12 protein-coding genes are annotated in these 14,743 nt (G+C 33.1%); 2 read left to right on the forward strand and 10 right to left on the reverse strand.

Annotation, left to right across the window (positions count from 1 at the left end; genetic code table 11):
* Window positions 1-40: 40 nt before the first annotated feature.
* The 4 genes from H593_RS0111755 to H593_RS0111770 all read right to left on the reverse strand — a co-directional run bounded on the left by H593_RS0111755 (window position 41) and on the right by H593_RS0111770 (window position 3,825).
* A complete protein-coding gene (locus tag H593_RS0111755) occupies window positions 41-841 on the reverse strand; it encodes an anti-sigma factor (RefSeq protein WP_028872630.1) in 801 nt (266 codons plus the stop codon).
* Window positions 842-843: 2 nt separating this feature from the next.
* Window positions 844-1,383 (reverse strand): RNA polymerase sigma factor, encoded by a 540-nt coding sequence (locus H593_RS0111760; protein WP_028872631.1) that lies wholly within the window; start codon window positions 1,381-1,383, stop codon window positions 844-846.
* A gap of 238 nt (window positions 1,384-1,621) precedes the next feature.
* Complete coding sequence (gene murB / locus H593_RS0111765) at window positions 1,622-2,635, reverse strand: UDP-N-acetylmuramate dehydrogenase (protein WP_028872632.1); 1,014 nt, start codon at window positions 2,633-2,635, stop codon at window positions 1,622-1,624.
* Window positions 2,635-3,825 carry a pyridoxal phosphate-dependent aminotransferase gene (locus tag H593_RS0111770; RefSeq protein WP_028872633.1) on the reverse strand — a complete coding sequence of 397 codons (1,191 nt, stop codon included), beginning with the start codon at window positions 3,823-3,825 and terminating at the stop codon, window positions 2,635-2,637. The genes murB and H593_RS0111770 overlap by 1 nt, the downstream gene beginning before the upstream one ends.
* Before the next feature lie 108 nt (window positions 3,826-3,933).
* On the opposite strand from H593_RS0111770, the gene H593_RS0111775 reads away from it, so the two are divergent.
* Complete coding sequence (locus tag H593_RS0111775; RefSeq protein ID WP_084142318.1) at window positions 3,934-5,289, forward strand: aspartyl protease family protein; 1,356 nt, start codon at window positions 3,934-3,936, stop codon at window positions 5,287-5,289.
* A gap of 35 nt (window positions 5,290-5,324) precedes the next feature.
* Here the strand turns inward: H593_RS0111775 and H593_RS0111780 are convergent, their stop codons facing one another.
* Window positions 5,325-5,750, reverse strand: a complete 426-nt coding sequence (locus H593_RS0111780; RefSeq protein ID WP_028872635.1) for a DUF1573 domain-containing protein — start codon at window positions 5,748-5,750, stop codon at window positions 5,325-5,327.
* A gap of 186 nt (window positions 5,751-5,936) precedes the next feature.
* Between H593_RS0111780 and H593_RS0111785 the strand changes: the two genes are divergently transcribed.
* The gene (locus H593_RS0111785) at window positions 5,937-8,570 is read left to right on the forward strand and encodes a valine--tRNA ligase (protein WP_028872636.1); all 2,634 of its coding nucleotides are present in this window, start codon (window positions 5,937-5,939) and stop codon (window positions 8,568-8,570) included.
* 431 nt (window positions 8,571-9,001) lie between these two features.
* Here H593_RS0111785 and rodA read toward each other — a convergent pair whose 3' ends face one another.
* The 5 genes from rodA to H593_RS0111810 are packed head-to-tail and all read right to left on the reverse strand — an operon-like array spanning window position 9,002 to window position 14,616.
* Entirely contained in the window at window positions 9,002-10,285 is a 1,284-nt protein-coding gene (gene rodA, locus H593_RS0111790; RefSeq protein WP_028872637.1) for a rod shape-determining protein RodA, read from the reverse strand.
* Between the two features lie 2 nt (window positions 10,286-10,287).
* Entirely contained in the window at window positions 10,288-12,240 is a 1,953-nt protein-coding gene (gene mrdA / locus H593_RS19130; protein ID WP_051229720.1) for a penicillin-binding protein 2, read from the reverse strand.
* Entirely contained in the window at window positions 12,237-12,743 is a 507-nt protein-coding gene (locus H593_RS0111800; protein ID WP_028872638.1) for a hypothetical protein, read from the reverse strand. The genes mrdA and H593_RS0111800 overlap by 4 nt, the downstream gene beginning before the upstream one ends.
* Window positions 12,736-13,566, reverse strand: coding sequence for a rod shape-determining protein MreC (gene mreC, locus H593_RS0111805; protein WP_028872639.1), 831 nt, complete (start codon window positions 13,564-13,566; stop codon window positions 12,736-12,738). Before mreC ends, H593_RS0111800 begins: the two co-directional genes overlap by 8 nt.
* Before the next feature lie 21 nt (window positions 13,567-13,587).
* A complete protein-coding gene (locus H593_RS0111810) occupies window positions 13,588-14,616 on the reverse strand; it encodes a rod shape-determining protein (RefSeq protein ID WP_028872640.1) in 1,029 nt (342 codons plus the stop codon).
* Between the last annotated feature and the right edge of the window lie 127 nt (window positions 14,617-14,743).

Consider the following 14,743-nt stretch of genomic DNA (forward strand, 5'->3'; position numbering starts at 1 on the left):
ATTTTTGATAATTCAAAAGTGGCTTTTTTTTTAACTATTTTTAATTATTCCTGCTTTTAAGCTCAATTTCTGCAACAGGTTCTTCGTTTAAATTTGTTTTATTATCCTTCTTAGATCCAATTCTAATACTTAAACCAAGCGCATTTTCCAAATAAGGTAAATTTTGCATCTTTCTTTCAGATGGATCTATAACTCCAAGACTAACAAGGTCTTCTTCCATTTGAGCCCAAACTTCATAAAACTGATCTTCTCCTAATTGTGGTAAAGACACAACATCAATCATAGATGTCTTTTCAACAGCATTGATGTAGGCAACAGTTTTTAAGTTTTTAGCGCGAGCATTTCCTCTTAGCACATATTTTTCGGTTTCTGGATTATTCAGTTTCATAAACTGACGCATCACATCATCAAGTTTTTGATTGTTGATTTCTATATCACTTCGTAAGTCAAATATTTCATCTACAACAACTTGATTTTCATTACGTAACTCGTTATTTTGTTGATACATCATATATGAAGCACCAGCGAAAAGTAAAGCTATAATGCTTGCAGCAATACTATACCAAGGGGTTTTACGATGTGAAGTCTCCATTTGAATTACAGCAGTAGCATCTTCATTAACTTCATTTAGTATTTGGTCTAAAATAAATTTAGGAGTTTCTACGGCATCAACTTGAGCCAAAATTTGAAGATGATCTTGCAGTTTTAGATACTCATTTTTAACTTCTTGGTAAGTGTCAATATAATGTTCTACTTTTAGACTATCTGAAGCAGAAATGTCATCTAGTATGTATTTATCTAGTAAACCAGATTTAAAAAATGTATGTAATTTTTTTTCCATTTTTATTTTTTTTCTGGATCGTAAACTTTTTTAAGTTCTCGCAGTCCAATTTTTAATCTAGACTTAATAGTGCCTAATGGGATATCTAACCCATCACTAGCTTCTTGTTGGGTCATCCCTTCAAAAAACAAGGCTTTCAAAACGATTTGATATTTCTCGTCTAGTCGCGCAACATGCTCTTTTAAATCTAACACATCTTGATTTAAATTTGCTGTTGGTAAAATATATACGTTTGATTTATCAATTTGGACTTCTTTTTCAAATCTATTATTAAAACTTCTTAATTTATCAATGGCAGTATTTTTTGCTATTCTGTATAGCCATGTAAATAATTTAGCTTTTTTTGAATCATACTTTTTAGCATTTTTCCAGACTTTGATAAATGTTTCTTGAAGGGCATCTTGAGCTAATTCTTCGTTAATAGTTACTTTTAAAATTACACCATATAGACTGTCTGAATAATTTTCATAAAGAAGATTAAGTGCTTTTTTATCGCCATTTGCGAGTAATTCTACTATTTGTTGTTCTAACGAAGTGCTCAAAAATTATGTGTTAAAATATTTTTTTAAAAAAACAGGTTGTGAAACGTCTAAAATTAGGTTTCAATCGTACATATGCTAAAACGGTAAAATTAGTAAAATAATACTAAAATAAAATTTAATCCATTAACATATAATTTCTATGGAATAGAATTTTTTTCTTCCAAAAGGAAAATTGATTAATAGCATTCTCAATACTGTTCTATAGTAAATATTAGCCTCATTAACTTGAGGCTTTTTCTTATAAAATATTTACTTCAGCTTCAATATGAATTCCAAAAATTCTTACAATAGTTTTTTGAATTAATTTTGAAAGTTCTAGAATGTCCTTTCCGCTTGCACCACCATAATTGACTAGTACTAAAGCCTGTTTTTTATGAACACCATAATTGTCAAATGTTTTCCCCTTAAAGCCAGCTTGTTCTATAAGCCAGCCTGCGGGAACTTTTGTTTCGGTTTTTGAAATTATATAATGAGGTACATCAGGGAAGTTTTTCTGAAGTTTCAAAAATTCTTTTTTTGTAATTACCGGATTTTTAAAAAAACTTCCACAATTTCCAATCTCTTTTGGGTTTGGAAGTTTACTTTCTCTAATCGTAATTACTGCTTTAGACACATCTTGAATTGTTGGTTGATCGATATTCATGTTTTCTAATTCTGAAGTAATCGCTCCATAATTAGTATAAAGTTTATGCGTATTTGCAGTTAATTTAAAGGTGACATTCAAGATAATGAAGTCATCCTTGACTTGTTGCTTAAAAATCGAATTTCGATACCCAAACTCACATTCAGTATTAGAGAATGTTTCTACGTCTAAAGTATTTAAATTTAGAGCGTCACAAGAGTGAAAAGTATCTTTCAATTCAACACCATAAGCACCTATATTTTGAATAGGACTTGTGCCGACATTTCCAGGAATTAATGATAAATTCTCTAATCCTCCAAAATTATGATCTAAGGTCCAAAGGACAAACTCGTGCCAGTTTTCGCCAGCTTGACATTTAATAAATACATCATTTTCAGTTTGCTCTAATACAGTTTTACCTTTTATATTTAAATGAATTACTAACGCAGCTATATCTTTAGTAAGTAACATATTGCTACCTCCTCCTAAAATAAATTTCTGCGAAAATTTTTCCGAAGAGAAAATAGATTTTAGATCATCTACCGAGTTGACCGATACAAAGTGTTTTGCCTTGACATCAATCCCAAAGGTATTGTAAGATTTTAAAGATATGTCGTTTTGAATTTGCACTAGTCTTTATACACTTTTAATGCTTCTTTCAAAATATGTACTGCCTTTCTTAAACTGTCTACGTTTAAAACATAAGCAATTCTAATTTGGTTTAAACCAACACCAGGAGTGCTATAAAAACCTGCTGCAGGAGCCACCATTATTGTTTCTCCATTCAAATGAAATGATTCTAATAGCCATTGCGCAAAAGCATCACTGTTTTTAATTGGTAACTGTGCGATACAATAAAAAGCACCTTTAGGGTTACCTACTTGAACGCCCTCAATTTTATTTAACTCTTCAATTAAAACGTTACGCCTTTCTTCATATTCTATAATAACATCATCAAAATAACTTTGAGGAGTTTGTAATGCTGCTTCACTAGCTATTTGTGCTAATGTTGGTGGGCTCAATCGCGCTTGTGCAAATTTTAAAGCAGTTTTAATAACCTCTTTGTTCTTTGATACTAAGCAACCAATACGAGCGCCACACATGCTGTACCTTTTTGATACGGAGTCAATGATAATAGCATAATCTTCTAATCCTTCTTCTTGAAGAATTGAGTAATGGGTAGCTCCATCATAGGCAAATTCTCTGTAGACTTCATCTGCAATTAAAAACAAATCATGTTTTTTTACGATACGCGCTAATTTCTTTATTTCTTCTTTAGAATATAAATAACCCGTTGGATTCCCAGGATTGCAAATTAGAATAGCCTTCGTTTTAGGTGTAATTAATTTTTCAAACTCTTCAATAGGAGGTAATGCGAAATTATCTTCAATTTTAGAAATTACTGGAACAACTTTTACACCAGAGGCCGTTGAGAACCCGTTATAGTTTGCATAGAACGGTTCTGGAATTATAACTTCATCATCTACATCCATAACGGTACCAAAGGCAAATAAAAGCGCTTCGCTACCACCTGTGGTTACAATAATGTCATCATGTTTAACATGAATATCGTTTTTCGCGTAGTAATCTGCTATTTTAATACGGTAACCTTCCGATCCTTCCGATCTCGTGTAAGCTAAAATATCTAATGAATGCACTCTAACTGCATCCAATGCTACTTGAGGTGTTTTAATATCTGGTTGACCTATATTTAAATGATAAACTGTTTTTCCTTCTTTATATGCTTGTTCAGCAAAAGGGACTAGCTTACGTATTGGAGATTCTGGCATTGAAACTCCCTTATTAGAAATTCTTGGCATAATTGTGATTTAAGAATGTAAAGTTCTGAAAATAATCTTAAAGTTTATTTAAAACAAAGGTAAAAAACAAACTATGAAATAAAGATTTGTAACTTAGTATTTATACTTATGAAATATACTAGAAAAATAGACTTCTTTACTTGGATTATACTTTTTAGCATGTCCTTTTCTTTTGCGCAAGGCGAATTTAATTTACCTGGAAAACAAAAAGACAAGATTAAATTTCAACTTATAAATAATCTTATTGTGTTGCCTGTAGAAATTAATGGTGTTGAATTATCTTTTTTGCTAGATACAGGTGTAGGTAAACCAATATTATTTAATATCACCAATACAGATTCTCTTAAAATGAACAATGTGGAGACTATATTTTTGCGTGGTCTAGGAGAAGGAGAAACTGTTAGAGCACTAAGGTCAAAAAATAATTTTTTTAAAATTGGTGATGCTGTTAACGTTAACCAAGAGCTTTATGTCGTATTTGACCAAGAGATAAATTTCACACCCATGTTAGGTATTTCTGTTCATGGTATTATTGGCTATAGTTTATTTAAAGATTTTATAGTAGAGATTAATTACAAGTCTAAAGTCATTAAGTTAAACAAGAGAGAAAGCTACACATATAAACCTTGTAGAAAGTGTGAAACGTTTGCGCTCTCTTTTCATAATAACAAACCGTATGTTGATGGGGAAGTGACCTTAGGTGAGGATGTATTGCCTGTGAAATTGTTGATAGATACGGGGAGTAGTGACGCCTTATGGCTTTTTGAAGATGATAATCTTGGTATTACTGCTGAAAATAATAACTATTTTCAGGATTTTCTAGGAAAAGGATTGAGTGGTAATGTTCATGGCAAGCGCTCTAAAATTAGTGCTTTTAGGCTCAAAGATTTTACATTAAAGAATGTGAATACAGCTTTTCCAGATTCGTCAGCAATCAAACACGCTAAAAGAATAGTAGGTAGAAATGGAAGTTTATCTGCTGAAATTTTGAGACGGTTTAATATTATTTTTGATTACAAGAGCGCTAAACTAACTCTAAAAAAGAATGGCAACTTCAATGCCGAGTTTCGATATAATAGAAGTGGTATTGTTTTAGAGCAACACGGTTTTAGATTAGTAAAAGAATCTGTTAAAAATAAGAGTTTAGATAATTATGGTCGATCTAATGAAGATAACATTAATATTTCAACAGTGAAATCTTATCGTGTAGGTTTAAAACCTGCATACACTATAATTGAAGTTAGACAAAATTCACCAGCCCAAAAAGCAGGTTTACTCGAAGGTGATGTCCTCATTTCTATAAACGGGAAGCAAGCATATGAGTTAAAATTACAAGAAGTAACACGCTGTTTTAGAGGTAAAGTAGGAAAAACTATTAGGCTTAAAATAGAACGAGGTAACAAAGTAATAAATGTAGAGTTTCAATTAGAAGATGTATTCAAAAAAAAAGAACTCCCAAATTAGAGAGTTCTTATTACTATATTGTAGGTGTAATGTTTTTATTGCTCCATTACGCTTTTCTCAGTTTTATCCAAAACATTAGTCTTGCTTGAATCTATAACCAAACCTTTAATCTTTAAAGCTACATTAGGAGTGTCTGCATTAGAAGTTACTGTAATTGTTTTTCTAATTGGGTTAACTCTGTTAGTATCATACTTAACTTCAATCTTTCCAGTTTCTCCAGGTAAAATGGGACCATCTGGTTTTTTAGGTACAGTACAACCGCAAGTTGACTTTACATTAGTTATAATTAAAGGTGCATTTCCGGTATTGGTGAATTCAAATATTCTTACACCATCAGAACCTTTTTCTATTGTTCCGTAATCTATTACGTCTGTTTTAAATTCTATTTTGGCTACTTTCTCTTGAGCTAATGCCCCAAAGCTTATAAAAGCTACGCATAAAATTGCTACTAATTTTTTCATCATTTAAAGTTTTAAATTGATAGTATCAAAATTACTTACTTTTTGGCATACCGCAAAATAAATTAGATGTATAACCCTTTAATTAACATTAATTACGAATTAAGCGGTCATTATTTCTAGTATTCATTTCGCTAAAAAAGAAATATAAGTACTTTTGTCAATTAAAAGCAAAAACAATACCAAAGTATGGAAATTCCATCAAAATATTCAGCACAAGCAGTAGAAGGTAAATGGTACGACTACTGGATGTCCCATAATTATTTTCATTCTACTCCAGATGAAAGAGAGCCTTATACTATTGTAATTCCACCTCCAAACGTGACTGGTGTACTACACATGGGACACATGTTGAACAATACTATTCAAGATGTGCTTATTCGTCGTGCTCGTTTGCAAGGAAAAAACGCATGTTGGGTTCCTGGAACTGACCACGCCTCTATCGCTACAGAGGCTAAAGTAGTGGCTAAGTTAAAAGCTAAAGGCATTGATAAAAATGACTTATCTCGTGAAGAATTTTTAAAACATGCTTGGGAATGGACAGAGGAGTATGGAGGTGTCATTTTGGAACAATTAAAAAAGTTAGGTTGCTCATGTGATTGGGATCGTACAAAGTTTACGATGGATGATGATATGAGTGAAGCTGTGATCAAAGTGTTTGTTGATTTGCACAACAAGGGTTTGATTTATAGAGGGTATCGCATGGTTAATTGGGACCCAGAAGCTAAGACAACCTTGTCTGATGAAGAGGTGATTCATATTGAAAAGCAAGGATTGCTTTATTACTTGGAATATAAAATAGAAGGGAGTGATGAGAAATTAACGATAGCGACAACCCGTCCTGAGACTATTTTTGGAGATACTGCAATTTGTATCAATCCAACAGATGAACGTTTTACACATTTAAAAGGCAAGAAAGCGATTGTTCCTATCTGCGGAAGGATTATTCCTATTATAGAAGATGAGTATGTTGATATTGAGTTTGGAACAGGTTGCCTAAAAGTAACACCTGCTCACGATGAAAATGATAAGGTTTTAGGAGATAAGCACAAATTAGAGGTTGTTGATATTTTTAATGATGATGCAACTTTGAATAGCTTCGGAATGCACTTTGAAGGACAAGATCGCTTCGTCGTTAGAAATTTAGTAACCAAAGAATTGGAAGCTTCTGGTGTTTTGACAAAAACGGAAAACCATGTCAATAAAGTAGGAACATCTGAACGCACAAAGGCAATCATAGAACCTCGATTAAGCGACCAATGGTTCCTTAAGATGGAAGATCTAGCTAAGCCTGCTATTGATGCTGTTTTAAAAAATGGTGACGTGAAGCTGTTTCCGAAGAAATTTGAAAACACTTATAGACACTGGATGGAGAATATTCGCGATTGGAATATTTCAAGACAGTTACTTTGGGGGCAACAAATTCCTGCTTATTTCTATGGTGACGGAAAAGAAGACTACGTCGTTGCAGAAAATATTGAGGAAGCTGTTATGCTTGCAAGGGTAGCGTCTAAAAGTCAAGAGCTTACAGCAGATAGCTTGCGTCAAGACACAGATGCACTAGATACTTGGTTTAGTTCATGGTTATGGCCAATAAGTGTTTTTGACGGAATTAGAAATCCAGAAAATGAGGAAATAAAATACTACTATCCAACCAATGATTTAGTGACAGGACCAGATATTTTGTTTTTTTGGGTAGCACGAATGATTGTTGCTGGTTACGAATATAGAGATGAAAAACCTTTTGAAAATGTCTATCTCACAGGATTAGTAAGAGATAAGCAACGACGTAAAATGTCTAAGTCTTTAGGTAATTCACCAGATGCTTTAAAGCTTATTGAAGAGTATGGCGCCGACGGAGTTAGAGTGGGTTTGTTATTAAGTTCTGCAGCGGGAAATGACTTAATGTTTGATGAAGATTTATGTCAGCAAGGAAAACAATTTGCAAATAAGATATGGAATGCCTTTAGATTAGTTCAAGGCTGGGAAGTAGATGAGACTATCAGCCAACCAAACTCTAGCGCAATAGCTATAGAATGGTTTGAGTCTAAGTTTCAACAAACGCTGGCAGAAATTGAAGATCACTTTAGTAAATATAGATTAAGTGATGCGTTGATGGCTACTTATAAGTTGATTTGGGATGATTTTGCGTCTTGGTTATTAGAAATAATTAAGCCATCTTATCAGCAGCCAATTGATTCCAAAACTCTAGAAAGTGTAAACTTAATTTTTGAAGATATTCTTAAAATATTACATCCATTCATGCCTTTCTTAACTGAAGAAATTTGGCATTATTTAAAAGAGCGTTCTCCAGAAGAGGCTTTGATTATTGCAGAATGGCCAAAAGCTAAACCAATAAATGATGCGTTAATTTTAGAATTTGATTTTGCTTCAGACGTTATTTCAGGAATACGTAATATTAGAAAACAGAAGAATATTGCGTTTAAGGATGCTATCGGTTTTTCCGCAGTAAATAATGAGAACGTTGCTTCAACTTTTGATGAAGTGATTTCTAAACTAGGTAATTTAGATAGTTTTGAATATGTTACAGAAGCTGTTGAAGGTGCGCTTACGTATCGTGTAAAATCTAATGAGTACTTTATCCCGATGGAAGGAAGTATTGATGTAGAGGCAGAGATTAAGAAACTAACTGACGAGTTGAATTATACCGAAGGATTTTTAAAATCGGTACAAAAGAAACTCTCAAACGAGCGTTTTGTCGCTGGAGCTCCAGAGCAAGTTGTTACTTCAGAAAAGAAAAAAGAAGCAGATGCTTTGTCGATGATTGAGACTATAAAAAGTAGTTTGGCTAGTTTAAAGTAAAACTAAAGAATAAACTATATGAAAGGAGCTATAAACACTATAGCTCCTTTTTTTTTGTATAATTATTACTTATACATATCATAAAAAACATATATAAAAATATATGGAAATATCTATTTATATTTACACTGAAACAATGGGTTAACTGAAAAGAGAAAAATTATAAAAGAAATTTATTGAAAATTTAAATTAGTTTGAATTAGCCAATTTCGACTACATTACCTTTCAATATTAGCATTAGTTTTAAAATTAATTTTTAAAGAGTTTTAATTTTTAAATACTAATGGCCTTCAAGACACTAAGTAATGTTAGACTAATTTTTATATTACTTAGTGTCTTTTTAATTTAATTGAGAATAAGTAAAACGTTTATGATTTTAGCGTTTATTTGAATTTAATGTAAACTGCCTCTGTCATATGGGCAGTTTTTTATTACCACTCATTAATTTTATTACTATCTAACTTCACGAATATAAATAGTAAAATAGTGAAACCCCAAAGCCCAGAGCCACCATAACTAAAAAAGGGTAGTGGGATTCCAACTGTAGGAATTAATCCCATTACCATACCAGTATTAATTGTAAAGTGAATAAATAGTATGGAAGCGACTCCATAGCCATAAACACGACTAAATATGGATTTTTGGGATTCTGCAAGATAGAGCACTCTAATGATTAAAGCCATAAATAGGATGATAACAAAAGTGCTTCCTAAAAACCCCCATTCTTCACCAACTGTGCTAAAAATATAATCGGTATGTTGCTCTGGTACAAATTTACCTGTAGTTCTTGTGCCTTGAAGAAATCCTTTTCCTGCCCATCCACCAGAACTAATAGCTTGCTCAGATTGGATGAGATTATAGGCTTCTTCTTTTTTCATTCTCTCTAATTTGGCTGGATCTTTCTCTAAACGTAACCAAAGGCTAATTCTATTTTGTTGATGAGGTTTTAAAACATGCTCATAGAATAAACGAACGCCTGCAGAAAATGAAATGCAAACCAATAATATAACTACAGATTGGAGTAGTGATGCGCGCTTTTTTCTTCGGAAAAAGTAACTACTAAAAACTCCTATAGTTGCTATGACACCAGTAATTAAGATCCCAAACTTTAACGCTAGAACTGCTAATACGATGGCAGATATTGCAATCGCTAGATATATTTGCTGAAGTCCCTCGCGATAGAATACAAAGAAGAATGATGCATACACAATAGTGCTTCCTGCATCATTTTGTAATAGTATTAAAACTGCTGGCAGCATAATTAGGGCAACCGCCTTTAATTGATCTAGAATAGTGGACATATTAGTTTGAAGATCGCTCATGTATTTGGCAACAGCCAAAGCGGTAGCAAACTTGGCAAACTCACTTGGTTGTATGGTCATACTTCCAATTCCGTACCAAGAGCGCGCTCCATTAACATCTTTTCCGAAGATAAATAAACCAACAAGCGCCAACATGGCGATAATATAAATTACACTGGCAAACCGCTCATAAAATTTGGCTTCAACCGATAGAATTAAAATAATAAGAACAAATGTGAGGCCAACAAATACAGCATGTTTGCCATACAATTGGCTCATGTCAAAATAGCTTCCTATCTCACCTTCGTGAGAAGCAGACATAATGTTAAGCCAACCAAACACTACAAGCAGTAGGAATAATACAATGATTATCCAGTCAAACCCAAATTTTCTTTGATGCTCTCTACTATGCATGTTTATAATTTAGATCTATTTGTAATGATATTTATAGAATTATTAATATCATCATCTTTTGGTGCTTGTATTTTATCAATAACTTGAAGTGTCGTTTCTCCATTGATTCTAAAAGGTTTTCCAGAATATGGTTTTGCATATTCATTTTCTAGACTATGTGTTAAAATCCAATTTTCCATATCTGTTCTGGTAATAGTACCATTGATATATTTCTCAATCATTAAACTTGCCATTCGTCCGGCAAACCGGCTTCCCCAATATCCGTTTTCTACAAAAACTGCGATGGCAATTTTCGGATTATCTTTTGGAGCAAAAGCCACAAAAATGGAATGGTCTGTTAATTGCGTTTTTACACTATCAATATTAATAAAGTTTTCTGCTGTTCCAGTTTTTCCGCAGATATCAATTCCAGGAATACGAAGTGAGGCGGCAGTTCCTATGTTATAAACATCAAACATACCTTGAACTACTGGTTCAAAATGTTGCTTATCTATGGTTGTCTGTCTTCGAGTTGTGAATTTACTTGGGATGCTATCACCTTCAATTTCTTTTATGATATGAGGGGTGTAATAATAGCCACGATTTCCAATAGCGGCAACCATATTAGCAAGCTGTATTGGAGTTGCTTCAACTTCTCCTTGGCCAATAGCATTAGAAACGACATATGTTGAACCCCAACGATTGGCACCATACGCTCTGTCGTAATAATCACCATCTGGAATCCTGCCTTTTTGACCAACAGGTAAATCATATCCTAAATAATCTCCTAGTCCGAAACTTTTAGCATGAGCGGCCCAAATATTCATGCCTTTTCCAGTATCTGGATGGTTATCAATTATTTTACGATAGGCAGTGACAAAATAGGCGTTGCAGGATAGTGCTATTCCTGAATTCATGTCTACAGGACTCCTGTGGTGGTGACAGCCAGTAAGTTTTCTGCTTCCATAATAGTACCCCATTCTGCACGATACGTTTTCGGTAGGCGTCATAACACCTTCTTGAAGTGCAATGAGCGCATTGATAACTTTAAAAGGGGATCCTGGGGGATATTGTGCTTGAAGACCTCTATCAAATAAGGGTTTGGCAATACTATCACGATACAATTCTGTGAAATTCTTAGAACGACTTCGTCCCACTAATAAATTTGGATTGTAGCTGGGTCCAGAAACTAAGGCTAAAATTTCCCCATTTGAGGGGTCGATAGCAACAATACCACCACGTTTATTGGTCATTAAAAGCTCACCGTATTTTTGAAGCTCTGCATCAATGGTGATTTTAATGTCTTTTCCTGGTCGAGGTAAGGTATCAAATCGTCCTTCTTTATAAGGGCCAATATTTTTGTTAAATCTATCTTTTTGAATGAATTTAATACCTTTTATACCTTTAAGAACATCTTCATAAGAGAGTTCTATCCCTTGTTTACCAATGAGATCTCCTAAGCCATAGTAAGGTTGTTTTTCTATAGTGCGTTGATTAACTTCTCCTAAATCCCCCAAAACATTTGCGCCAATGGAGGTTTGATAATCACGTAATGATCTTTTCTGAATATAGAACCCATCAAACTTTCGCATTTTTTCTTGAAGTACTGCATAATCTTTTTTTGATAATTGCGGCACAAAAGGTGACGGTAATCTTGGTGAGTAGTTTTTAGCTCTGTTAAATTTTTTTAAGAAATCTGCTTTAGTAATCTTTAAGAGTTGACAAAACTCTAAAGTGTCTAAAGGCTCAACCTCTCTAGGAATAATCATCACATCGTATGAGGGTTGATTGGCTACTAATAGTTTTCCGTTTCTATCATAGACGTAACCTCGTTTTGGATAGTCAAAGACTTTTCTAATAGCAGTATCTTCATACAAACTATACGCTTCTTGTTTATAGACTTGTAGATAAAACAAACGAGAAATAAATAAGAGTCCTACGATAATAACGGTTAATAAAAGTAGAATTTTTCTCATCGCTGTTTGTTACTGAAAAGTATAGAAATTAGTGCACAGAGTAAAATAGTGAAAATACTAGAAAACAAAGTCTTTTGTAAAACAAAAATTATGTTATAAATGTTAAAGATTTCTAGTAAAAACATAATAAGATGATGGATGACAACCAATATAGAGAAATATACGATTCTGCTACTAAATTCGGTGTTATTGAATTTGATGGTTTGGTATTCATAAATCATTCCAAAGGTAAATTTTAAAACAGGTGGTCTTATAAATGCTATAGTGACGCAAGCTGCAGCGTGAATTCCTCCAGAATCTGAAAATAAATCTACAAACAGTCCCAACATAAAGCTTAAAAATATAAAGAGCGTGCGGTTATTATTAATTGGAAATAATAAAATAAATAAGATATATGGATATGGATTAATATTACCCAAAAAGTTAATATTATTGAATACAAGTACTTGCGCTAGTATTAATACCACAAATCTAATGATGCTATTTATGTTAACGCTATTCATCAATTGGATTTTCTAAAAGCTTAATTTCTTCGGAATCTAAATTCTCAATGACGTAGACATGCGAAATGTTTGTCATATCATTAAATAGTTTCACTTGGATGGTGTACGTGTCTCCACTACTATCTAAAGTATAGGACTCAATGGTGCCAATTGGAATCCCTTTGGGGAATATCGTGGATTGTCCACCAGTCATAATAGAATCACCCTTTTTAACAGGTGCGAATTTTGATATATCTGCTAATTGAACTGTTGTTGCAGAAGATTTGCCATCCCATTTTAAAGAGCCTATATGATTAGATGCCTTTAATTGCGCATTAATTCTACTTTTAATATTAAGAATAGATAATACTCTGGCATAGCCATTAGACGTATTATCAATAATGCCAACAATTCCTTTTGACGTGATAACACCAAAATCTTCTTTAATAGCATCTTTCTCGCCCTTATTTATTGTCAAATAATTTTTGGATGACGAATAATTATTGTTGATAATTTTTGCCGATTGAACTCGATATCGACCATTAAAAGAAACACTATCAATATATGCCGTTGTTTTTAATATGGAATCACTACTATTAAAAATTTGAGAACGCAATCTATTATTTTCTTGAAGAAGAATTTCATTCTGGTCATTCAAATCAAAATAATCTGAAACACTACTTGCGCTTTCATAAATGCCACCAGTTAAAAAATTAGCAGAATTTATAAATTTACTTTTATGATAAGAATGTGATTGTATGGTTAATCCCAAAGAGATGACAAACAGCAAAAGAAACAAAAGGAAGGTTTTGTTTCTAATGACAAAGTTTAAAATTTGTTGCATGCTAAGTTGGTATTGTTATTCTTATTTTATCAATACACTTTTAAATTTAGCTAGATTTTTTAGTGCAATTCCTGTACCACGAACAACCGCTCTCAAGGGGTCTTCTGCGATATAAACAGGTAAGTCTGTTTTTTGAGATAAACGTTTATCTAAACCTCGTAACATAGATCCTCCTCCCGCAAGATATATTCCTGTGTTGTAAATATCTGCTGCTAATTCTGGAGGTGTTTGTGATAAAGTTTCCATTACAGAATCTTCAATTCTTAAGATCGATTTGTCCAGTGCTTTCGCAATTTCACGATAAGAAATCTGAACTTGTTTAGGTTTTCCAGTCAATAAATCACGACCTTGAACACTCATTTCTTCTGGTGGCATATCTAAATCTTCTGTAGCTGCACCAATTTGGATTTTTATCTTTTCCGCAGTACGATCACCAACATACAAGTTGTGTTGCGTGCGCATGTAATAAATAATATCGTTAGTAAATACATCACCCGCTACTTTTACAGATTTATCACAAACGATTCCGCCAAGTGCAATAACTGCGATTTCTGTCGTACCACCTCCTATATCAACAATCATGTTTCCTTTTGGTTGCATGATATCAATGCCAATACCAATTGCTGCTGCCATTGGTTCATGAATTAGGTAGACTTCTTTACCATTGACACGTTCACAGGATTCTTTTACCGCTCGCATTTCAACTTCGGTAATACCAGAAGGAATACAAACGACCATGCGTAATGCAGGTGTAAATAGTTTCTTTTTTAAAGCAGGAATATTCTTGATAAACATGCTTATCATTTGCTCAGAGGCATCAAAATCTGCAATTACACCATCTTTCAAAGGTCTAATCGTCTTGATATTTTCGTGTGTTTTACCTTGCATTAAGTTGGCTTCTTTTCCAACTGCAATTATTTTTCCAGAAATTCTATCTCTTGCTACTATAGATGGACTGTCAACAACAACCTTATCGTTGTGAATGATAAGCGTGTTTGCAGTTCCTAAATCTATGGCTATTTCTTCGGTTAAGAAATCAAAAAATCCCATATGTTATTATAAGTATTATGAGGGTGTTATTGTGTTCAGTTTTTGGCGTGTTGTAAAAGTAATAAAACTTACGAAATATTTACGGTTTATTTCTATTTCAATTCATATGAAAATTAAGTGTTTAACT

Source organism: Psychroserpens burtonensis DSM 12212 (genome assembly GCF_000425305.1).
In the GTDB taxonomy this organism is placed as follows: Bacteria; Bacteroidota; Bacteroidia; order Flavobacteriales; family Flavobacteriaceae; genus Psychroserpens; species Psychroserpens burtonensis.